This is a genomic window from Streptomyces griseomycini, from assembly GCF_014203535.1.
Taxonomy (GTDB): domain Bacteria; phylum Actinomycetota; class Actinomycetes; order Streptomycetales; family Streptomycetaceae; genus Streptomyces; species Streptomyces griseomycini.
In genome coordinates, this window is record NZ_JACHJI010000002.1 from 178228 (window position 1) to 197962 (window position 19735).

Here is a 19735-nt window from a genome sequence, read left to right on the forward strand (position 1 = left end):
GTGGCAGAACTGCCGCACACCCTCGATTTACTGCCAGGGGCGAGGCACACTGGAGCCATGCTCCAGAACGTGGCAGCCGTCCTCCTTCACGGCGTGAACCCCTTCGAACTGGGCGTGGTCTGCGAGGTCTTCGGCGTCGACCGCAGCGACGACGGCCTGCCGGTCTACGACTTCGCCGTCGTCTCGGCCGACGGTCCCGCGGTGCGCACCAACACGGGCTTCTCCCTCCAGGTCGAGCACGGTCTGGAGCGTCTGGAGACGGCCGACCTCATCGCCGTGCCCGCCGGCGCCTCCTACGTCTCCCGGGAGTTCCCGCCCGAGCTGCTGGACGCGCTGCGCCGGGGCGTGGCCCGGGGCGCGCGGGTGCTGAGCGTCTGCTCCGGGGTGTTCGTGCTCGCCGCCGCCGGGCTCCTCGACGGCCGGCGCGCCGCCGTTCACTGGAAGCACGCGGAGGACCTGAGCAGGCGGCACCCCCATCTGACCGTCGAGCCGGACGTGCTCTACGTCGACGAGGACCCGGTGATCACCTCCGCGGGCACCGCCGCCGGCATCGACGCCTGTCTGCACCTGGTGCGCAAGGAGCAGGGCCCGGAGGTCGCCAACAAGATCGCCCGGCGGATGGTCGTGCCCCCGCACCGCGACGGCGGCCAGGCCCAGTACATCGAGCGTCCGCTGCCGCGGTCCGGGGGCGACACGGTCTCCGGGGTACTGGTGTGGATGGAGCAGCACCTCGACGAGGAGGTCACCGTCGAACAGCTGGCCGCCCGCGCCCACATGTCCCCGCGCACCTTCGCCCGCCGCTTCCGGCAGGAGACCGGCACCACTCCCTACCGCTGGATCCTGCGCCAGCGCGTGCTGCTGGCCCAGCGACTGCTGGAGGCGACGGACGAGACGGTGGACGCGATCGCGGGCCGCACCGGTTTCGGCGACGCGGCCGCCCTCCGTCACCACTTCGTACGCACCGTGGGGACGACCCCGCAGGCCTACCGGCGCGCGTTCAGGGGCCCGCAGGCCGCCTGAACGCGCGCCGCGCGCCCGGTCAGCGGGGCAGTGCCCGCAGCATCAGGCGTCGCGGCCTCAGCGTGATGCCGATCCGGGGCCTGCCGTCGGAACCAGGGGCGTGCTCGAAGCGGTAGTGGGAGGCGACCACGGCGGCGATGAGCGTGAGCTCGGCCATCGAGAAGTGGTCACTGGGGCATTTCCGGTTGCCCACGCTGAACGGGCTCATCGCGTACTTGGGCACGTCCGCGGACCGCTCCGGGAGCCAGCGGTCGGGGTCGAACTCCTCGTGCCGCTCGTACGAGCGCCGGTCGCGCTGGATCGCGTACGGGCTGTAGATGACGTCCGCCCCCCGGGGAATGCGGTACCCGCCGAGTTCCGTGTCGGTCACCGCGCGGCGCGTCAATATCCAGACGGCTGGATACAGCCGCAGGGTCTCGACGACGACATTCGCGGTGTACGTCAGCTTTCGGACATCCTCGAATGCGACCGGGCGGTCACCCACGACGGTTTTCACCTCGTCGCGGATCTTGTCCCCGAGCTCGGGATGCTCGGTGAGAACCAGGAGGAGCGACATGATCGTGGCCCCGACGGTTTCACTGCCCGGGGTGAGTATCGCGATGACCTGGTCGTGGATCTCCTGTTCCCCGATGGGCTCTCCATTCTCGTCCTTCGCCTCCAGCAAAGCCGTCAGCAAATCGTTCGGTTTTTGACCGCTCGCCCGGCGGTCGGCGACGATCTCGTCGACCAGGAGGTGCAGATCGGCCAGAGCCCGATTGAATTCGCGGTTGCTCGGCACGGGTACGCGGTAAAGCGGTCCGAGCGGAACCACCATGCGCTGGTACATGCCGCTGAACAGGGTGGTGAGGGCGGCGCAGATGCGCTCCGCCCGGGCGTCCATGTAGCTGCCGCGCATCAGGCAGCGGGCGGCGACCCGCACGGCCACCCGGAAGGACTCCGCGGTCACGTCCAGCACCTCGCCCGAGCGCCAGCGCTCCACGAGCGCGTACGCCTCCTCCGTCATGATCGGTCCGTACGCGGGGATCGCGTCGAGCCGGAAGGCGGGCTGGATGGTGCGCCGCTGGCGCCGGTGCAGCGGGCCGTTGGCGGTGGCCACGCCCTCCTTGCCGAGCAGGCTCTCCAGGGACTCCCACAGCGGCCCGGCGATGATGTAGTCGGGGCTCAGCGCCACCGCCCCGGTCAGGGCGGGCGTGGTGACCGCGTACACCGTCTTGGGGCCGAGCTTCAGGCGCACGACGTCGCCGTGGTCGCGCAGTTGGGCCATGAAGGCCAGCGGGTCGCGGACCAGCCTCCAGCCGTGGCCGAGGACGGGAACGGAGCCGCCGGCCACCGGCGGCTCGTGCAGTGCGGTCGCCCCGGACGCTCCGGGTTTCACCGACTCGACGGTCATTTCTCACCTGCCGCTTCGTTGTTGACGTACGGGGGTGTGGACCGGTCGTCCCAGCTGTCGACCCGGTACCGGCCGGACTCGTGGTGGAACCAGTAGACGGAACTGAACCAGTTCCGCATGCTGCCGGCGCAGGCGCGCACGGCGGCGCTCATTTCCTTTCCTCGCACCGTGCCGTCGTCGAGGTCGTCGGCGAATCGCAGGGCGTCCTGTTCGGCGACCAGGAATTCGCTGATGCATTCCTCGACGCGGCGCCTCAATTCTGCGATCGCCTCTTCGAGCGTCAGCCCCTCGTGGATGACGAGACTGATTCCCAGATTGTGCACCTCGTTGCCCGCGATTTCCTTCGGCAGCGAGCACAGGTCGTTGTACCAGGCGGCGAATTCCTGACTGAGCAGCGCCGCCTTCCGATAGGCCGGGTTCTTCCGCACGGCGTCCGGGAGTTCGCATCCGGCGCTGGGCTCCAGGAGGTCGGTCCATATCCAGTGCGCGAAGGTGAGACGACGGAGTTCCAGATACTCGTCGACGGTGGGGACGATTCCCTCCGCGCGATTGTGGAACTCCCGGTCGTACGCCTCGATCACCGCGTGGAAGTGCCGGGCGAACCGGGCGTTCCAGGTGTCGGACAGGAACGTGTAGAGCCGCTGCACGCTGTCCGCGAGCCCCGCCACCACCGGATCCCCGTGACCCAGGTGGTCGGCGGGGCTGTCGAGGGCCGAGTGCAGTTGCTCCTTCAGCCGCCGCCAGGCGGCGGGGCGGCCGTGCACGATGTCGCGGTCGTGCCGGTCGTCCCAGACGAAGAACCACGCGCTGTAGTCCGCTATCGCCTGCAGGACCTCGTCGGGGGCTCCCGTGTAGTAGCCCGCCATGAGGTCGGTGTAGCACAGCCCGTCGGCGTGTTCCTCCACCTTGTCGGCCGGCATGAGCCGCTTTTCGAGCAGCCACGCGCGCGTCGTCCCCTGGAGCTTCGGCCAATACGGGTGGAGTTGCCGGGGAAACACCGCCTCGATCACCGGGAGGGACAGCGCCGGTGGAACTGCGATGGTGGTCGGTGTCGATGTGGTGCCGTGTGACAAAGCATGCACGAACAATCCCCTCTCAGCCGCCAGTTGGCGTGCCCCCGCTCTCCGCCCCCGCGCAGGGCGCACGCCGGTGCATATCCCCGCACCTCCATTCAGCACTACAACTGACCGTTCTGGGAACGGATTTGCTCCATTCCCTCCATGAGGAAGCCGGGATCACCGCTTGACGTGTCCGGTTCCGGATCAGTGCGGGGCGATAGGGGATCGAACGCGTGACGAACGGACGAACGGCGCCCGGTCCGGGAACGAGCCCGGTCGGACGCCGTGCGTGAGGGGGGCGGAGCCCCGGTGGCCGGGTCGTCAGTCGTTGGCGACCACGGGGTAACGCGGTTCGTTCTCGGCCATCTGCCGCAGCGCGTCCTTGCGTTCCCGCTTGGACAGCCGGTCGATGTAGAGGTAGCCGTAGAGGTGGTCGGTCTCGTGCTGCAAACACCGTGCGAAGTAGCCGGTGCCGCGTACCTTGATCGGATTGCCCCGCTCGTCCTGACCGGTCACCTCGGCGTAGTCGGGGCGGGCCAGCGGAGCGTACGCGGTGGGTACCGACAGACAGCCCTCGTTGCTGTCGTCCAGCCGGCGCTTCTCGGCGGGCAGTTCGACCAGCTTGGGGTTGCAGACCACGCCGACGTGGCGCACGCCCTCGTCGTCCGGGCAGTCGTAGACGAAGACCTTCAGGTCGACGCCGATCTGGTTGGCGGCCAGGCCCACGCCCTCGGCGGTGCGCTGGCTGGCGAACATGTCGTCGACCAGCTTGCGCAGTTCGTCGTCGAACTCCGTGACGTCCTTGCACTCCTTGTGCAGCACCGGGTTCCCGACGACCGTGATCGGACGGGAGGTGCCGCGCTCGCGGTAGGCGGTCTCGCGCTCCTCGCAGTCCTCCGTGTCGATGACGTACCCCTCGTCGTCGACGGGGAGCACGCCCGCGTGCTGCTGATCGGTGTCCTGCTGAGCCATGACCGACGTATGCCTTCCTGGAAAACATGGGGGTGTGGTGTTGATACAGGGTACGGCGACCGGTCCGCGGACCCGTGCGCCGAGGGCCGTCCGGCGGATCACGCCGGACGGGCCCTAGCAGACCTCTTCCAGGTCCCGCCAGTCACGTGAGTCCGGGCTGTCCGCCACCCATCCGTCCAGCAGCCCCCGGACCAGCGAGGCCGGCGCGGCGATGCCGCACTCCCGTTCCGGCACCCACAACTGCCCGTCGGTGCGGTGGCCGAGCGGTCCGGGGTGCCCCGGCTCGCTGTGGTCGTGCGGGTCGAGGTGCTCGCCCTCGCCCTCGTCGGACGGCATCCGGGACTCCGAGCACATTCGGCACAGCAGCCGCACGGAGGAGGACCAGTCCTCGGCGGCGAAACCGGCGTCGGAGGCCAGCTGCTCCAGCGCGTCCCGGTCGGCCTCGGAGGCGGCCTCCAGCAGCACCACCCAGGTCGGCACCGGCGAGGGCGCCCACAACTCGATCTCGTCGAAGACCGGGTAGGTGTGCCCGGCGACCGTGCTCCGCTCCCCGTGCGGCACGCCGTCGTGCAGCACGACCTCGCCCCAGCGGCGCCCGGAGGACGGCAGCGGGATGGACAGCACCTCGATGCGGGCGGGGTCGAGGCGCCGCCCCCACACCACCTCGGCCTCTCCCTCCGGGGACAGCCGTACGGCCGCGCTGCCCAGGTCCATGCCGAGGGGCTCGCCGGAATCGGTGGCCGGACCGGGGACCCTGAGCCCGTAGGCCTGCCAGGCCCGCCGGGCCAGCGGCCAGTCCTGCAGGGCGGTGGCGGCGATGCCGACGTTCCACCAGTCGGGAGCCCCGGTGTCGCGGTCGAGCAGCGCGACGGCGCGCAGACCGGCCGCGCGCGCCTGCTCCCAGTCGTGCCGGAACTTGTGCAGCAGCGCGAGGTTGAACCACGACTCCGACAGCCACGGCTCCAGGTCGGCGGCCCGTGTCAGCAGCGCGCCCGCGTCCTCGTACCGGCCGTCGCCGATGAGCGTGAACGCGCGGTCCGTGGCCTGCCGCCAGGAGGCGGAGGGCCGGTGCCGTCCCTTGCCGAAGATCCTCACGATTCCCGCCTGCCAGTTCCGTGCGGTGGGCTGGCTGTGTCTTTCCGCGCCCCCGGACACCCTCTTCTTCGCATCCAACCACGTACGGCCGGAGAGGCGCTCATTACCCATGGGTTACCCAGCCCCGGGCGGGGTCAGACAGCCCCGTTCGCGACCCTCGCCGCGCCCGGCCCCCGGACGCACGCGGCGTTCAGCTCCCGTACGCACGCACCACCTCCGTGTCCCGTGACAGCACCCGGGCCAGTGCCTCGACCACCTCCGGGGCGTACTCCCCGGCGGTCGCCAGCCGCAGCTCCTCCAGTGCGGTCAGCGGCCCGCCGGGCCCTCCTTCCCTGGACTTCTCCTCGTACGCGTTCACCACCCGGACGATCCGCGCGGCGAGCGGCTGCTCCCGGTACGGGTCGGCCTGCCGTTCGACGATCCGGGCCACCCGGGGGTCCACCCCGGTCTGGCGCACCACCGCGCCGCCGAGCAGGGCGATCCGCCGCTGCTCGGTGACCGGCAGGCCGGCGGTGGCCCCCGCGGGGACCGGGTCGACGAGGCTGAGCTGGCCGATGTCGTGCATGAGGGCCGCGTACTCGAGCACGGTCAGCTCGGGTTCGGTCAGCCCGAGGTCCCGGCCCACCGCCTGGCTGAGCGCCGCGACCCGGTGGGCGTGCCCGGCCGGGGTGTACCCGGCGACCTCGGTGGCCCGCGCGAGGGAGGCGATGGTCTGCCGGTAGGTGGCGCGCACGGCGGCGTACCGCCGGTAGGACAGCTGTGCGAGCAGCAGCGGCACGGAGAGGACGGGCAGTGCCCACAGCCCCGCGACCGCGACGCCGAGCGCCATCACCGCGCTCGTGGCGACGACGGCGGCCCCGATGCCGGGCACCGCCCGCAGTTCGTCGCGCAGCATCGGCAGGAAGGGCCACCCGGTGCGGGAGCGGGCCAGCGCGGCGGCGAGCACGGCGTCGCACAGCGCGGTGAGGGACAGCAGGGCGAGCAGCAGCAGCGCGTGGGCCGGCCCGCTCCAGTCGTCGAACGTGCCCTGGCCGTACGGGGACTGGAAGCACACGGCGACGAAGCCGACGGTGAGCACCCTGCGGGCCAGTGGGTCGAGGACGGGGCCGTGGCCGCGCCCGACGTGCGGCACGCTGCCGAGCAGGGAGGCGGCGAGCACCACGGTGACGACCTGGGCGGCGCCGTGGTGGGTGGGCCGGCCGCCGGCCTCGCCGAGCAGCGCGTACGACAGCGACCCGGCGGCGGCGAGCGGCGCGGCCTGCCTGATCCGCGTCCCGTTGCGCCGGGTGAGCTCGCCGACGGCGACGAGCACGCCGAAGGCGAGGGCGGTGCCGCGCTCCTCGACGCCGTGGTGGAGGGTGGTGCCCAGGGACCCGGCGGCGAGGACCGCGGCGCACGTGTGGACGAGGGTGTGGAGCCCGGGCCTCATCGGCGTGCCCCGGGCCGGTCGGTGACCGGTGCGGCGGGCGCGGGCAGGACACGGGAGCGGACGTCGTCGGCGGTCACCGCGGGGTGCCACCCGACCCGGCCGATCACGCGCACCAGGGCGGCCACCATCCGTGGGTCGAAGTGGGTTCCCGCGCACCGCTGGAGCTCCTTCAGCGCCACGGGCACGGGCCGGGCCCGGCTGTAGGAGCGGGTGGAGGTCATCGCGTCGAAGGCGTCGGCGACGGCGACCACCCGCGCGGACTCGGGGATCTGGCCGCCCGCCAGCCCGTAGGGATAGCCGGTGCCGTCCAGCCGCTCGTGGTGGTGCAGCACCGCCGCCCGGGCCTCGCCCAGGAAGGAGATCCCCCGCACCATCTCGTGCCCGTACTCGGGGTGCAGTTCGATCACCCGTCGCTCCTCGGGGGTGAGCGGACCGTCCTTGGTGAGCAGCCGGGTGGGCACGCCGAGCTTGCCGACGTCGTGCAGGATGCCCGCGAACCGCAGCACCTCGACCCGCTCCTCGTCCATGCCCAGTTCGCGCGCGATCATCATGGACGCCTGTCCGACGCGTTCGCTGTGCCCGCGCGTGTACCCGTCCTTGATGTCGACGGCCTGGACGAGCGCGCGGATCGTCGCCCGGTGCGCGGCCCGTTCCCGGTGGTACTGGGCGAACGCCCACCACGAGACGCCCATCGGCAGCAGCACGAGCAGGGCGGCCACGGGGCCGTAGGGGCTGCGCCACAGCAGGGCCATCATGAGCCCGGCGAGGCCGTGCACGGTGATCGGTGCCAGCGACCGCAGGAACAGCCGCCACCAGGCGGCCGGCCCCGCCGCCCGTCCCCCGCCCCGGAGCGGCGGGCCCGCCGTCAGCGCCAGGAGGGCGCCGTCCAGCAGGGTGAGCACCAGGCAGAACACCAGCACCGCGGCCCCGGCCGTCCCGAGCGCGAGCGGGACGTCGCAGTCCGCCACCGCGTCCCGGCCGCCGGTCGCCCGGTGGACCCGGCTCGCGGCCCACACGGCGAGCACCAGCCGGCCGGCCCGCCAGAGCCGCCGGGCCGGATACGGCCGCCGCGCCACGGGCACGAGCAGCGCCCCGGGCAGGGCGGCCAGCGCCGCGGCGGGCGCCGGCAGCAGGAAGGCGCCGGCGAGCAGAACGGGGTAGAAGGTTCCGCCCGGGTGCGGGGTACCGACGAGACGCGACCGGGCGAGGCACTCGCAGCCGCCGTACAGCGCGGCGAGCAGGGCGACCGCCCGCCAGGGGGCGCCGACGCCCGGGAGGGGCAGCAGGCAGAGCAGGCCCGTCAGGGCGACACCGGCGACCAGCGCACGGGCCCGTCCCGGTAACGCTTCCATGAGCCCCTCCCCGACCGTGCCCGCCGCACTCGGCCTGCCGCCTGCCAGGCTCTGGAGCCTAGGGCGGCGAGGGGCGCCTCCGCGGGCCGATAACCCGCGGATTAGCACGTACGAGTGACGACGGTCTCCTTACGGGGAGTCGCGCGCCAGGGAGTGTCAGGACTCCTGCGGTGTGACCGGTGTGGTCGGCGGTGCGGGTGCGGCGGTGACGTCCTGCTCGGGCACGGCCTGACCGGAGCGGATCAGCTCGATCCGGCCCATGACCTTGGAGCGCAGGTCGCCCGGCACGTCGTCGTGCCCGCAGCACCGCTTGACCAGCTTCTTCACCGCCTGCTCGAGCCCGTACTTCTCCAGGCAGGGCGAGCATTCCTCGAAGTGGTGCTCGAACTTCACGCAGTCGGCATCCGGCATCTCACGGTCGAGGAACTCGTAGAGATGATCGAGGATTTCGCTGCAATCCGTCTCGTGCGGCTCTCCGCAGCTCATGACCCCGAGCCTTTCGCTTCGTTCGACTCTCCGGCGCCGGCCGGGACCAGTCCGCGTTCGCGGGCGTAGTCCTCGAGCATGCCGCGCAGCTGACGGCGACCCCGGTGCAGCCGGGACATCACCGTACCGATGGGTGTCCCCATGATGTCGGCGATCTCCTTGTAGGCAAAGCCCTCGACGTCCGCCAGGTAAACGGCGATGCGGAACTCCTCGGGGATCGCCTGGAGCGCTTCCTTCACGTCCGAGTCGGGCAGGTGGTCCAGCGCCTGCGACTCCGCGGAGCGCAAGCCCGTGGACATGTGCGACTCGGCACGCGCGAGCTGCCAGTCCTCGATCTCCTCGGCCGCGCTGCGCTGCGGTTCGCGCTGCTTCTTGCGGTACGAGTTGATGAAGGTGTTGGTGAGGATCCGGTACAGCCACGCCTTGAGGTTGGTGCCCTCGCGGAACTGGTGGAAGGACGCGTACGCCTTGGCGTACATCTCCTGCACCAGGTCCTCCGCGTCGGCCGGGTTGCGCGTCATGCGCAGCGCGGCCGAGTACATCTGGTCGAGGAACTCGAGCGCGTCCCGCTCGAAGCGCGCGCTGCGCTCCGCGGTCGACTCCGCGCCCGTGCCGCCGCCCTGGCCCTCGGGCTGCTCCGCCTGGCCGTGTTCGGTCCCTGCGCCGGTACCGGGAACCGGACCCACCTCCTCCAGAGTTGTCGCGAGACCGAAGCCGGTCCCACCCGAATCGGAGGATAGACGACGATCCGGTCCGCCCGCCGCCCGAACGGGGGCGGTCCTGGCCGCGTGCAGCACCGTCCAGTCCAGGTCGGCGCGGCTGCTGCGGCTCGGGCAAAAGATCGAACCCATGCGGCGGACTTCCTCTCCTACGACGGCGGCGCCGTCGACCGGCACCCACGTCCGGCTCAACAGCGGGAGTCCCCCGGGCATTCCCGGTGCGTCACCCGAGTGAGCCGGACCACCGCACGACCGCGTCCGTGACCACCGTCACGGCCTCCTCCTGCGTGATGTCCGCCCGTCCGGGAACGGCGAAGCCGTGGTCGCCGTGCGGGACCTCCACCAGTTCGTGCTCTCCCTCGGGGAACTCCTCCGGCCTGCCGAACGGATCGTTCCCGCCCTGGACGACGAGGGTGGGCACCCCGGCCCCGAGCAGTTCGTCCGCGCGGGACTTCTCGGGCCTGCCCGGCGGGTGCAGGGGGAAGCTCAGCGCGAGCACCGCGTGGGCGCCCAGTTCACGGGCCGTGCGGCAGGCGACGCGGGCGCCCGCGCTGCGCCCGCCCGCGATCACCGGCAGCCCCGGACCGGTCAGCGCGGGCCAGACGCCGCGCCAGCCGGTGTCGAGGGTCTTCGGCGCCGGCGCCACCTTCTTGCCGGCCACGCGCCAGGGCTGTTCGACGAGGGCGACGGTCACGCCGTGGGCGGGCAGGACGGCGGCGAGTGCCCTCAGGTCCCGGGCCTCGATGCCGCCGCCGGCTCCGTGGCCGACCGCGAGGACGAAGCGGGCACCGCGCGGGGCGCGGTGCCAGGTGACGCGGGCCGGACCGGCGTCCGTCCCGACGGTCTCGACGGTCGCGTCGGGGGTGCCGGCGGCCGCGCCGGAGGTCTCGGACGTCCCAGAGGGCTCGGAGGTATCAGGGGTCTTGGAGCTCACGTCAGAAGAGTGTGCCCTCTTCCGGTGCGGCCAGCTCCGTCAGCAGCTCCGGGCCGTTGTTGCGGACGTTGCTGACCGCCGTGGAGACCGGGTAGGCGCGCATCAGGCCGGGGGGCGGCGGTGCGAGCAGCCCGCGCAGGTCCTCCACGTCCGTGCGGGAGGGGTCCAGCCAGCTGTCCCAGCGGTCCGGCGTGAGCATGAGCGGCATCCGCGGGTGGATGTCCGCCAGGGTGCGCGGGCCGTCCGCCGGGGACACCGCGAGCGGACTCGTCTCCGCCTCGGTGGTGATGACGGAGCACGTCACCCACCAGGCCTGCGGATGGTCGTCCGGCAGCGTCCGGTCCCGCCAGAACTCGTACAGCCCGGCCATCGCGAACACCGAGCCGTCCGCCGGCGTCACGAAGTACGGCTGCTTGCGGGGGCGCTTCTTCTTCCCCTCGACCTCCAGGTCCCGCTCCTGCTTGCCGGTGACCCACTCGTAGTAGCCGTCGGCGGGCAGGATGCAGCGCCGGGAGGAGAAGGCACGCCGGTAGGACGGCTTCTCGTGGACGGTCTCCGCGCGCGCGTTGATCATCCGGGCGCCGCCCTCCGGCGTCTTCGACCACGAGGGGACCAGGCCCCACTTCAGCCTGCGCAGCTGCCGAACCGGTTCCGGGTCGTCCGCGTCCTTCAGGGGGCGGTCGAGTACGGCGTAGACCTCTTTGGTGGGGGCCACGTTGTAGTCGGGCGCCAGCGTCTCCTCCGGCTCCCACTTGTCGATCTCAAAGATTCCTGCGAGATCCTCGGGACTGCGACTCGCTGCATACCGTCCGCACATACGTGCAACACTGCCAGACTCCGCACGCGCAGGCAGAGGGAGCCAACGGAAACACATGGAAAGCACCCCGAGCACGGCCGGCACCGCCTCCGCCTCCCTCGCCTCCCTCTGGGACGAGGTCTCCGGCACCCAGCCCGATCCCGACCTGTGGGTGGTCGTCGCCACACTGGTCGCCGCGCTCGCCGTCGTCGTGCCGCACGGGCCGTGGCGGCTCTCGCGCAACGCCATCACCATCGCCCACGAGGGCGGCCACGGGCTCGTGGCCCTGCTCACCGGCCGCACCCTGACGGGGATACGCCTGCACTCGGACACCAGCGGCCTGACCGTCAGCCGCGGCAAGCCGCACGGCATCGGCATGATCCTGACCGCGGCGGCCGGCTACACCGCTCCCCCGCTGCTGGGCCTGGGCGGTGCCGCGCTGCTCGGCGCCGGGCGCGTCACGCTGCTGCTGTGGCTGGCGACGGCGCTGCTGATCGCGATGCTGGTGATGATCCGCAACGCGTACGGGGCGCTGACCGTGCTCGTCACCGGCGGCACGTTCATGCTCGTGTCCTGGCTGGCGGGGCCCCAGGTGCAGGCGGCGTTCGCGTACGCCGTGGTGTGGTTCCTGCTGCTGGGCGGGGTGCGCCCGGCCTTCGAGCTGCAGGCCAAGCGGGCGCGCGGGGGTGCGGGGGACTCGGACGCGGACCAGTTGTCCCGGCTGACGCACGTACCGGCGGGACTGTGGTTCTTCCTGTTCCACGCGGTGTCGCTGTGCTCGCTGACGGGCGGCGGTCGCTGGTTGCTGGGGCTGTGACCGGCCGGCCCCGGGGGGCGCGGGGCGCGTCGATGTGCGGCTCCGTCACGAAGGGGGTCCCCCCGCTCGAGCGAAGCCGGGAGCGGGGGAGCGACCAGCCACAACGGCGCCGCACCGGGACGACGGCCTGCGCGGCCCCCTCCTTATAGAGTGGGCCTCATGGCCCGAAACCCCGCACACACCGCCCTCTGGCCCGCCCCGCACGCGAGCGGAGCCGTCGACGCGACGGTCCACGTGCCCGGGTCCAAGTCGGTCACCAACCGCGCCCTCGTGCTCGCCGCCCTCGCCTCCGAGCCGGGCTGGCTGCGCCGTCCGCTGCGCTCCCGCGACACCCTGTTGATGGCGGGCGCGCTGCGGGCCATGGGCGTCGAGATCGAGGAGGGCGTGGGTCCGGACGGCACCGGTGAGGCCTGGCGGGTGCTCCCCACGGGCCTGCACGGTCCGGCCACCGTCGACGTGGGCAACGCCGGCACGGTGATGCGGTTCCTGCCCCCGGTCGCCACGCTGGCCGACGGCCCCGTCCGCTTCGACGGCGACCCGCGCTCCTACGAGCGTCCCCTGAACGGCGTCATCGACGCGCTGCGCCGGCTGGGCGCCCGGATCGACGACGACGACCGCGGCGCGCTGCCGATGACCGTGCACGGCGGCGGCGCCCTGGACGGCGGCACGGTCGAGATCGACGCCTCCTCGTCCTCCCAGTTCGTCAGTGCCCTGCTGCTGTCCGCGCCGCGCTTCAACCAGGGCGTCGAGGTCCGGCACACCGGCTCGACGCTGCCCTCCCTGCCGCACATCCGCATGACCGTCGACATGCTCCGCGCGGTCGGCGCCCAGGTGGACACCCCGGAGTCGGGCGGCGAGCCGAACGTCTGGCGGGTCACCCCGGGCGCCCTGCTCGGCCGGGACCTGACCGTCGAGCCCGACCTGTCCAACGCCCAGTCGTTCCTGGCGGCGGCGCTGGTGACCGGCGGCAAGGTCGTCGTCCCGGACTGGCCGGCCCGGACCACCCAGCCCGGTGACCGGCTGCGGGAGATCTTCACCGAGATGGGCGGCTCCTGCGAGCTGACCGAGTACGGCCTCGTGTTCTCCGGCTCCGGGGCGGTCCACGGCATCGACGTGGACCTCGGCGAGGTCGGCGAGCTGACGCCGGGCGTCGCGGCCGTCGCGGCGCTCGCGGACTCCCCGTCCACGCTGCGGGGCGTGGCCCACCTGCGGCTGCACGAGACGGACCGCCTGGCCGCGCTCACCAAGGAGATCAACGAGCTCGGCGGCGACGTCACCGAGACCGCCGACGGCCTGCACATCCGTCCGCGCCGGCTGCACGGCGGGGTCTTCCACACCTACGAGGACCACCGCATGGCCACCGCCGGCGCGGTCATCGGCCTTGCGGTCGAGGGAGTGCAGATCGAGAACGTGGCGACCACGGCGAAGACCCTGCCGGACTTCCCCGAGCTGTGGACCGGGATGCTCGGGCAGTAGGGACTCACGACCATGCGCCGCTACGGCAAGCACACCGACGAGGACGACATCCGCTCGCGCCCCAACCGCAAGGGCAACCGGCCGCGCACGCACCTGCGGCCCAAGCACGAGGACGCCGCCGAGGGCATGGTCCTCACCGTCGACCGGGGCCGGCTGACCTGCCTCGTCGAGGACCGGACCGTGGTGGCGATGAAGGCCCGGGAACTGGGCCGCAAGGCGGCGGTGGTCGGTGACCGGGTGGCGATCGTCGGCGACCTGTCCGGCCGGAAGGACACGCTGGCGCGGATCGTGCGCATCGCGGAGCGGACGTCGGTGCTGCGCCGTACCGCCGACGACGACGATCCCTACGAGCGGGTCGTCGTCGCCAACGCCGACCAGCTGGCCGTCGTCACCGCCCTCGCCGATCCCGAACCCCGTCCGCGCCTGATCGACCGCTGCCTGGTCGCGGCCTACGACGGGGGGCTGACGCCGCTGCTGGTGCTGACCAAGTCGGACCTCGCGCCGCCCGACAAACTGCTGGAGCTGTACGGCGACCTCGACATCCCGTACGTCGTCACCAGCCGGGCCGAGCTGGAGAGCGGCGAGGCGGCGGACCGGGTGCGGGAGCAGTTGGAGGGACGCGTCACGGCGTTCGTGGGGCACTCCGGGGTCGGCAAGACGACGCTGGTCAACGCGCTGGTGCCGGAGGAACGGCGGCGTACGACCGGGCAGGTCAACGCGGTGACGGGGCGGGGCCGGCACACGACGACCTCCGCGCTGGCGCTGCCGCTGTCGGGCGCGGACGGGTGGGTGATCGACACCCCGGGGGTGCGGTCCTTCGGGCTCGCCCACGTCGATCCGTCCCGGGTCATCCACGCCTTCCCCGACCTGGAGCCGGGCACGGGGGGCTGTCCCCGCGCGTGCAGCCACGACGAGCCGGACTGCGCACTGGACGCGTGGGTGGCGGAGGGGAACGCGGATCCGGCGCGGCTGTACTCGCTGCGGCGGCTGCTGGCGACGCGGGAGCACACGGAGGGCGACTAGGAAGGCGATCAGAATTCGGCCTTCGCGTTGTTTGCCGTGGCGTCCGGGCGGTAAGTGCATAATCGCACCGAGCCGGACCCGAACCTGCCGAACCTGGCGAAGCGGTCACCGTGCGTGGGGAGAACGGGAGGACGACACATGGCGTGGCTGCTGGTCGTGGTGGCCGGGTTGCTCGAGACCGGATTCGCCGTGTGCCTGAAGCTGTCCCACGGCTTCACGCGGCTGTGGCCGACGGTCGCCTTCTGCGTGTTCGCGCTCGGCAGCTTCGGCCTGCTGACCCTGTCGCTGAAGAAGCTGGACGTGGGCCCGGCGTACGCGGTGTGGACGGGGATCGGCGCGGCGGGGACGGCGATCTACGGGATGGTGTTCCTCGGCGACCTGGTGTCGACGCTGAAGATCGTGTCGATCACGCTGGTGATCGTCGGGGTGATCGGGTTGCAGTTGTCGGGGTCGGCGCACTGAGCGTCCGCCGTCACGCGACGGGGTGACGGTGCAGGGCGCCGCGCACCAGGTCGGCCACGCCGCCCTCGGCCGGTGGCGCGGCGACGCAGGACAGGGCGAGCCGGACCACGAGTTCGCAGGAGCGGGCCAGGTCGAGGGCGTCGGTCCGGGGCTCGCCGGGGCCGCCCAGGACGGCGACGGCACGGTCGCGGACGAGGACGACGAAGTCGGTGGGCGAGGGCAGCGGGCCGTCGGCGCGGCGCTGGGCGGGGACGGTGGAGCCGGACCGCACGGGCGCGAAGGCCGCCGGGGCGGGCAGGCGTTCGCTCCAGCAGCCGGTGAGCATGGCGCGGACCAGGGCGTTCTCCCGGGCGGTGGAAGTCGTCCACTCGGCGGTCGCGGTCAGCCGGTCGCGCGCGTCGGCGGGGCCGGCGAGGGCGCGGTCGACGCCGGCGAGGTAGCCGTCGGCCTCCCTGCGGACGAGGGCCCGCGCGAGGCCGTCCTTGCTGCCGAACTCGTTGTACAGCGTCTGGCGGGAGACCCCGGCCGCGGCGGCCACGTCCACCATCCGCACCGCGGACCACGGCCGACGCGCCAGTGCCGCGTAAGCGGCGTCCAGCAGGGATTCCCGCGCTGCAGGCATCATCGCCTCCCTCGGGGCGAGCGACCGACCCTGCGGTTCAGATTTGACGCGCCCCCGGGGGCTGTCAAGGGTTCGCGGGGCCCCTGTGGCCCCACCCCCGCCTCGGCGGATACCGTTCGTTGCATGCCCGACTACCTCGACGACCTGCGTCTCGCCCACGTCCTCGCGGACGCCGCCGACGCCGCGACGATGGACCGCTTCAAGGCCCTCGACCTCAAGGTCGAGACCAAACCGGACATGACGCCGGTGAGCGAGGCGGACAGGGCCGCCGAGGAACTCATCCGCGGCCACCTCCAGCGCGCCCGGCCCAGGGACGCGGTGCTCGGCGAGGAGTACGGGGTGGAGGGCACCGGTCCGCGCCGCTGGGTGGTCGACCCCATCGACGGCACGAAGAACTACGTGCGCGGCGTTCCCGTCTGGGCCACCCTGATCGCCCTGATGGAGGCGGGCGAGGGAGGCTTCCAGCCGGTCGTCGGCGTCGTCTCCGCACCCGCCCTCGGCCGCCGCTGGTGGGCCGCGAAGGGCCACGGCGCCTTCAGCGGGCGCAGCCTGTCCTCGGCCTCCCGGCTGCGGGTCTCCCGCGTCTCCAAGCTCTCCGACGCGTCCTTCGCGTACTCCTCGCTCAGCGGCTGGGAGGAGCAGGGGCGCCTGGACGGCTTCCTGGACCTCACCCGCGAGGTGTGGCGCACGCGCGCGTACGGCGACTTCTGGCCGTACATGATGGTCGCCGAGGGGTCGGTCGACATGTGTGCCGAACCCGAGCTGTCGCTGTGGGACATGGCCGCCAACGCCATCGTCGTCACCGAGGCCGGCGGCAGTTTCACCGGGCTCGACGGCCGCCCCGGACCGCACGGCGGCAATGCCGCCGCGTCGAACGGCCTGCTCCACGACGAGCTGCTGGGATACCTCAACCAGCGTTACTGAGCGGCGAGGGGTCCACGTGCGCGCCCCGGCCTGCCGCGCGCGCCCCCTTGTTGGCCCCCGCTTCGCCTGCCACCCTGAGAGTCCCCCCACTTGTGAACTTGTGAAACCGTGAACTAGCGGGCACCGCGTCCGTAAACGCCGTGCCCGCGAGAGCCCGGTTTCCGGAAGGAGGTGGCTCCATCCATGCTCGTCCGTGACGCCATGAGCACCGTGGTCCTCACCATCGGTCCCGCCCACACCCTCCGCCAGGCCGCCGCCCTGATGTCCGCCCGCCGCGTGGGTGCGGCCGTGGTCCTCGACCCCGACGGCACCGGCATCGGCATCCTCACCGAGCGGGACGTCCTCAACTCCGTGGGCCTCGGGCAGGACCCGGACACCGAGCGCGCCCACGCCCACACCACCACCGACGTCGTCTTCGCCGCCCCGTCCTGGACCCTGGAGGAGGCCGCCGTGGCCATGGCCCACGGCGGTTTCCGTCATCTGATCGTCCTGGAGCACGGCGGACCCGCCGGCATCGTCTCGGTCCGCGACGTCATCCGCTGCTGGGCGCCGCGGCGGCAGCCGGACCGGCACGTGCCGGCGCAGGTGCTGGCATAGGCACCCCGGGACCGCCGCCGCGGGAGCACGCGGAACGGGCCGGACCCCCTGGGGAGTCCGGCCCGTGTTTCGACAAGCGGTCCAGCGCTGGTATCAGCCGCGCAGGGCCTGGACCGCGGCCTCCAGCCGCTTGCCGAAGTCCTCGTCCGCCTGACGGAAGTTGTTGATCGCGCGCTCGGCGATGTCGTCGCGCGTGACCCCGGAGATGGCGTTCGCCAGGTTCTTGACCAGGCGCTCCTTCTCCTCCTCCGTCATCAGTCGGTACAGGTTGCCCGCCTGCACGAAGTCGTTGTCCTCGGCGTGGACGGGCGTGACCGTCTCACCGGTGACACCGGTCACCGAGATGGGCTGCCACAACGGACGGCCCGTCTGGAACGGGCCGCCGAAGCTGTTCGGCTCGTAGTTCTTCGCGCCCTTGTGGCGGCCGTCGTAGAGGTAGCCGTCACGGGAGTTGGTGCGCGCCTCGGTGGCGTGCGGCCGGTTCACCGGCAGGTGGTCGGCGTTGATGCCGACGCGGTAGCGGTGGGCGTCGCCGTACGCGAAGAGGCGGCCCTGGAGCATCTTGTCCGGGGACGGACCGATGCCCGGCACGAAGTGGGCGGGGCTGAAGATGGACTGCTCGACCTCGGCGAAGATGTTCTCCGGGTTGCGGTTGAGCTCCAGCTTGCCGAACTCGATCAGCGGGTAGTCCGCGTGCGGCCAGACCTTGGTCAGGTCGAACGGGTTGAAGCGGTAGGTCGCCGCCTCGGCCGCCGGCATCACCTGGACGTAGACGGTCCAGGACGGGAACTCGCCGCGCTCGATGGCCTCGCGCAGGTCGCGCTGGTGCGAGTCGGGGTCCTTGCCCGCGAGGATCTCGGCCTCCTCGGCGGTCAGGTTCTTGATGCCCTGGTCGGTCTTGAAGTGGTACTTGACCCAGAAGACCTCGCCGGCCTCGTTGTTCCACTGGTAGGTGTGCGAACCGAAGCCGTCCATGTGGCGGTAGGACGCCGGGATGCCGCGGTCACCGAACAGCCAGGTCACCTGGTGCGTCGACTCGGGCGACAGGCCCCAGAAGTCGAAGACGTTGTCCGCCTCCTGCGAACCGGTGTACGGGTCGCGCTTCTGGGTGTGGATGAAGTCGGGGAACTTGATGGCGTCCCGGATGAAGAACACCGGGGTGTTGTTGCCGACGAGGTCGTAGTTGCCCTCCTCGGTGTAGAACTTCACCGCGAAACCGCGCGGGTCGCGCACGGCGTCCGCGGCGCCCAGGTTGCCCGCCACCGTCGAGAAGCGCAGGAAGACCTCGGTCTCCTTGCCGACCTCGGAGAGGAACTTGGCCCTGGTGTACTTCGTGACATCGGCGGTGACCTTGAAGGTGCCGTAGGCACCGGCACCACGGGCGTGCACGACACGCTCCGGGATGCGCTCGCGGTTGAAGTGGGCCAGCTTCTCCAGGAGGAGCTGGTCCTGGACGAGCACCGGGCCACCGACGCCCGCGGTCTCGCTGTTCTGGTTGTCGGCTACCGGAGCACCGGCCTCCGTAGTAAGCGGTCCCTGCGTCACGTGCGCCTCCTGCGTCATTACTGGACCAACCTGTCCCTTGGCTAAAGCCGAGCTCGATCCTACAATGGACAATGTCTAAGTCAAGTGAGGCTCCAAAGTCACACCCATTCGGGACCTGGTCCCCCTGCTGCTAGGCTGGTGCCTATGAGTGACCTTCTGGAACGGCTCCGCGGACGTGGATGGCGGATGACCGCACAACGCCGTGTCGTGGCCGAGGTCCTCGACGGCGAACACGTCCACCTGACGGCCGACGAGGTGCACGCCAGGGCTGTCGCCAAGCTGCCCGAGATCTCCCGGGCGACCGTCTACAACACCCTGGGCGAGCTGGTCTCGCTCGGCGAGGTGCTGGAGGTCGCCACGGACAAGCGGGCCAAGCGCTACGACCCCAACGCCCACCGTCCGCACCACCACCTGGTCTGCGCGCAGTGCGGCGCGATCCGCGACGTCCACCCCACCGGCAACCCGCTGGCCGACCTCCCCGACACGGAGCGCTTCGGCTTCACGGTCTCCGACGTGGAAGTGACGTACCGCGGCGTCTGCCCGAACTGCGCGGCGGCGTAGGCGCCCCACACGCGCGAGCGGAAAGCCCCGGCACCGATGGGTGACGGGGCTCTTCGTCGTACCGGTCGACGTCTCGACACGGCCAGCGGTACGACGCACCGAGGGCCGGAACCCTTCTGGATTCCGGCCCTCGGCCTTCAGTAGCGGGGACAGGATTTGAACCTGCGACCTCTGGGTTATGAGCCCAGCGAGCTACCGAGCTGCTCCACCCCGCGTCGATGAATGCAACGTTACGTCAAGGAAGCAGCCAGAGGCAAATCGCTTTCCGCACGACACCACCGCCGGGGCCGCGGGGCCGGGCCAGGCGGCTCGGGCCGCACGGCCCGGAAGCCGCCGGAGCGGCAGCACGGCCCCGGAACCGCCTCGGCCGCATGAGTCCCGAGCCGTCCGGAGCACAGGGAGTACCCGGAGCACAGGGAGTGCGGGGAAGCCTTGGCAGCAGCAGGGTCCTGACCCT

At 71.9% G+C, this 19735-nt stretch carries 20 protein-coding genes and 1 tRNA gene; 8 read left to right on the forward strand and 13 right to left on the reverse strand.

Annotated elements, in window-relative coordinates:
• The first annotated feature begins 57 nt into the window (after positions 1–57).
• A complete protein-coding gene (locus FHS37_RS05335; protein ID WP_184817872.1) occupies positions 58–1020 on the forward strand; it encodes a GlxA family transcriptional regulator in 963 nt (320 codons plus the stop codon).
• A 19-nt stretch (positions 1021–1039) separates the two neighbouring features.
• On the opposite strand, the gene FHS37_RS05340 is transcribed toward FHS37_RS05335, so the two are convergent.
• From FHS37_RS05340 to FHS37_RS05385, 10 genes are all read right to left on the reverse strand, one after another.
• Positions 1040–2410, reverse strand: coding sequence for a bifunctional albaflavenone monooxygenase/terpene synthase (locus tag FHS37_RS05340; RefSeq protein WP_184817873.1), 1371 nt, complete (start codon positions 2408–2410; stop codon positions 1040–1042).
• Positions 2407–3492: an epi-isozizaene synthase gene (cyc1, locus tag FHS37_RS05345; RefSeq protein ID WP_184817874.1), complete on the reverse strand. Its 1086-nt coding sequence runs from the start codon at positions 3490–3492 to the stop codon at positions 2407–2409. Before cyc1 ends, FHS37_RS05340 begins: the two co-directional genes overlap by 4 nt.
• Before the next feature lie 297 nt (positions 3493–3789).
• On the reverse strand, positions 3790–4440 hold the full coding sequence (def, locus tag FHS37_RS05350) for a peptide deformylase (RefSeq protein ID WP_184817875.1): 651 nt from the start codon (positions 4438–4440) through the stop codon (positions 3790–3792).
• A 114-nt stretch (positions 4441–4554) separates the two neighbouring features.
• Positions 4555–5535, reverse strand: a complete 981-nt coding sequence (locus tag FHS37_RS05355; protein ID WP_184817876.1) for a tetratricopeptide repeat protein — start codon at positions 5533–5535, stop codon at positions 4555–4557.
• A 190-nt stretch (positions 5536–5725) separates the two neighbouring features.
• The gene (locus tag FHS37_RS05360; RefSeq protein WP_184817877.1) at positions 5726–6964 is read right to left on the reverse strand and encodes an HD-GYP domain-containing protein; all 1239 of its coding nucleotides are present in this window, start codon (positions 6962–6964) and stop codon (positions 5726–5728) included.
• The gene (locus FHS37_RS05365; protein ID WP_184817878.1) at positions 6961–8316 is read right to left on the reverse strand and encodes an HD-GYP domain-containing protein; all 1356 of its coding nucleotides are present in this window, start codon (positions 8314–8316) and stop codon (positions 6961–6963) included. The genes FHS37_RS05360 and FHS37_RS05365 overlap by 4 nt, the downstream gene beginning before the upstream one ends.
• Positions 8317–8472: 156 nt before the next feature.
• Complete coding sequence (gene rsrA / locus FHS37_RS05370) at positions 8473–8802, reverse strand: mycothiol system anti-sigma-R factor (protein WP_184817879.1); 330 nt, start codon at positions 8800–8802, stop codon at positions 8473–8475.
• Positions 8799–9488: an RNA polymerase sigma factor SigR gene (gene sigR / locus FHS37_RS05375; protein ID WP_193473752.1), complete on the reverse strand. Its 690-nt coding sequence runs from the start codon at positions 9486–9488 to the stop codon at positions 8799–8801. The genes rsrA and sigR overlap by 4 nt, the downstream gene beginning before the upstream one ends.
• A gap of 256 nt (positions 9489–9744) precedes the next feature.
• Positions 9745–10455 (reverse strand): alpha/beta hydrolase family protein, encoded by a 711-nt coding sequence (locus tag FHS37_RS05380; RefSeq protein WP_184817880.1) that lies wholly within the window; start codon positions 10453–10455, stop codon positions 9745–9747.
• Position 10456: 1 nt separating this feature from the next.
• Positions 10457–11272 (reverse strand): SOS response-associated peptidase, encoded by an 816-nt coding sequence (locus FHS37_RS05385; RefSeq protein ID WP_184817881.1) that lies wholly within the window; start codon positions 11270–11272, stop codon positions 10457–10459.
• Positions 11273–11327: 55 nt separating this feature from the next.
• On the opposite strand from FHS37_RS05385, the gene FHS37_RS05390 reads away from it, so the two are divergent.
• The 4 genes from FHS37_RS05390 to FHS37_RS05405 all read left to right on the forward strand — a co-directional run bounded on the left by FHS37_RS05390 (position 11328) and on the right by FHS37_RS05405 (position 15029).
• Positions 11328–12068, forward strand: coding sequence for a M50 family metallopeptidase (locus FHS37_RS05390; protein ID WP_184817882.1), 741 nt, complete (start codon positions 11328–11330; stop codon positions 12066–12068).
• A 159-nt stretch (positions 12069–12227) separates the two neighbouring features.
• Complete coding sequence (gene aroA / locus FHS37_RS05395) at positions 12228–13544, forward strand: 3-phosphoshikimate 1-carboxyvinyltransferase (protein ID WP_184817883.1); 1317 nt, start codon at positions 12228–12230, stop codon at positions 13542–13544.
• Positions 13545–13556: 12 nt separating this feature from the next.
• A complete protein-coding gene (gene rsgA / locus FHS37_RS05400; RefSeq protein WP_184817884.1) occupies positions 13557–14567 on the forward strand; it encodes a ribosome small subunit-dependent GTPase A in 1011 nt (336 codons plus the stop codon).
• Between the two features lie 138 nt (positions 14568–14705).
• A complete protein-coding gene (locus FHS37_RS05405; RefSeq protein ID WP_145867333.1) occupies positions 14706–15029 on the forward strand; it encodes a DMT family transporter in 324 nt (107 codons plus the stop codon).
• 10 nt (positions 15030–15039) lie between these two features.
• On the opposite strand, the gene FHS37_RS05410 is transcribed toward FHS37_RS05405, so the two are convergent.
• The gene (locus tag FHS37_RS05410; protein ID WP_184817885.1) at positions 15040–15654 is read right to left on the reverse strand and encodes a TetR/AcrR family transcriptional regulator; all 615 of its coding nucleotides are present in this window, start codon (positions 15652–15654) and stop codon (positions 15040–15042) included.
• A gap of 120 nt (positions 15655–15774) precedes the next feature.
• Here FHS37_RS05410 and hisN point away from each other — a divergent pair, with 120 nt between their 5' ends.
• Together hisN and FHS37_RS05420 are read left to right on the forward strand one after the other, a co-directional pair.
• The gene (gene hisN, locus FHS37_RS05415; protein WP_184817886.1) at positions 15775–16575 is read left to right on the forward strand and encodes a histidinol-phosphatase; all 801 of its coding nucleotides are present in this window, start codon (positions 15775–15777) and stop codon (positions 16573–16575) included.
• A gap of 183 nt (positions 16576–16758) precedes the next feature.
• A complete protein-coding gene (locus FHS37_RS05420) occupies positions 16759–17172 on the forward strand; it encodes a CBS domain-containing protein (RefSeq protein WP_184817887.1) in 414 nt (137 codons plus the stop codon).
• 93 nt (positions 17173–17265) lie between these two features.
• On the opposite strand, the gene FHS37_RS05425 is transcribed toward FHS37_RS05420, so the two are convergent.
• Positions 17266–18717 carry a catalase gene (locus FHS37_RS05425; RefSeq protein WP_229889957.1) on the reverse strand — a complete coding sequence of 484 codons (1452 nt, stop codon included), beginning with the start codon at positions 18715–18717 and terminating at the stop codon, positions 17266–17268.
• A 144-nt stretch (positions 18718–18861) separates the two neighbouring features.
• Here FHS37_RS05425 and FHS37_RS05430 point away from each other — a divergent pair, with 144 nt between their 5' ends.
• Positions 18862–19278 carry a Fur family transcriptional regulator gene (locus tag FHS37_RS05430; protein ID WP_004983642.1) on the forward strand — a complete coding sequence of 139 codons (417 nt, stop codon included), beginning with the start codon at positions 18862–18864 and terminating at the stop codon, positions 19276–19278.
• Positions 19279–19419: 141 nt separating this feature from the next.
• Here FHS37_RS05430 and FHS37_RS05435 read toward each other — a convergent pair.
• Positions 19420–19493 (reverse strand) — tRNA-Met (locus tag FHS37_RS05435).
• Positions 19494–19735: the final 242 nt, after the last annotated feature.

What these genes read in the sequence shown, in the direction of transcription:
- def (WP_184817875.1), bottom strand. Translation starts at nt 4,440, where the DNA reads ATGGCTCAGCAGGACACCGATCAGCAGCACGCGGGCGTGCTCCCCGTC.
- FHS37_RS05405 (WP_145867333.1), top strand. Translation starts at nt 14,706, where the DNA reads ATGGCGTGGCTGCTGGTCGTGGTGGCCGGGTTGCTCGAGACCGGATTC.
- FHS37_RS05430 (WP_004983642.1), top strand. Translation starts at nt 18,862, where the DNA reads ATGAGTGACCTTCTGGAACGGCTCCGCGGACGTGGATGGCGGATGACC.
- hisN (WP_184817886.1), top strand. Translation starts at nt 15,775, where the DNA reads ATGCCCGACTACCTCGACGACCTGCGTCTCGCCCACGTCCTCGCGGAC.
- aroA (WP_184817883.1), top strand. Translation starts at nt 12,228, where the DNA reads ATGGCCCGAAACCCCGCACACACCGCCCTCTGGCCCGCCCCGCACGCG.
- FHS37_RS05360 (WP_184817877.1), bottom strand. Translation starts at nt 6,964, where the DNA reads ATGAGGCCCGGGCTCCACACCCTCGTCCACACGTGCGCCGCGGTCCTC.
- FHS37_RS05385 (WP_184817881.1), bottom strand. Translation starts at nt 11,272, where the DNA reads ATGTGCGGACGGTATGCAGCGAGTCGCAGTCCCGAGGATCTCGCAGGA.
- FHS37_RS05340 (WP_184817873.1), bottom strand. Translation starts at nt 2,410, where the DNA reads ATGACCGTCGAGTCGGTGAAACCCGGAGCGTCCGGGGCGACCGCACTG.
- FHS37_RS05335 (WP_184817872.1), top strand. Translation starts at nt 58, where the DNA reads ATGCTCCAGAACGTGGCAGCCGTCCTCCTTCACGGCGTGAACCCCTTC.
- rsgA (WP_184817884.1), top strand. Translation starts at nt 13,557, where the DNA reads ATGCGCCGCTACGGCAAGCACACCGACGAGGACGACATCCGCTCGCGC.
- FHS37_RS05420 (WP_184817887.1), top strand. Translation starts at nt 16,759, where the DNA reads ATGCTCGTCCGTGACGCCATGAGCACCGTGGTCCTCACCATCGGTCCC.
- FHS37_RS05410 (WP_184817885.1), bottom strand. Translation starts at nt 15,654, where the DNA reads ATGATGCCTGCAGCGCGGGAATCCCTGCTGGACGCCGCTTACGCGGCA.
- FHS37_RS05390 (WP_184817882.1), top strand. Translation starts at nt 11,328, where the DNA reads ATGGAAAGCACCCCGAGCACGGCCGGCACCGCCTCCGCCTCCCTCGCC.
- rsrA (WP_184817879.1), bottom strand. Translation starts at nt 8,802, where the DNA reads ATGAGCTGCGGAGAGCCGCACGAGACGGATTGCAGCGAAATCCTCGAT.
- FHS37_RS05365 (WP_184817878.1), bottom strand. Translation starts at nt 8,316, where the DNA reads ATGGAAGCGTTACCGGGACGGGCCCGTGCGCTGGTCGCCGGTGTCGCC.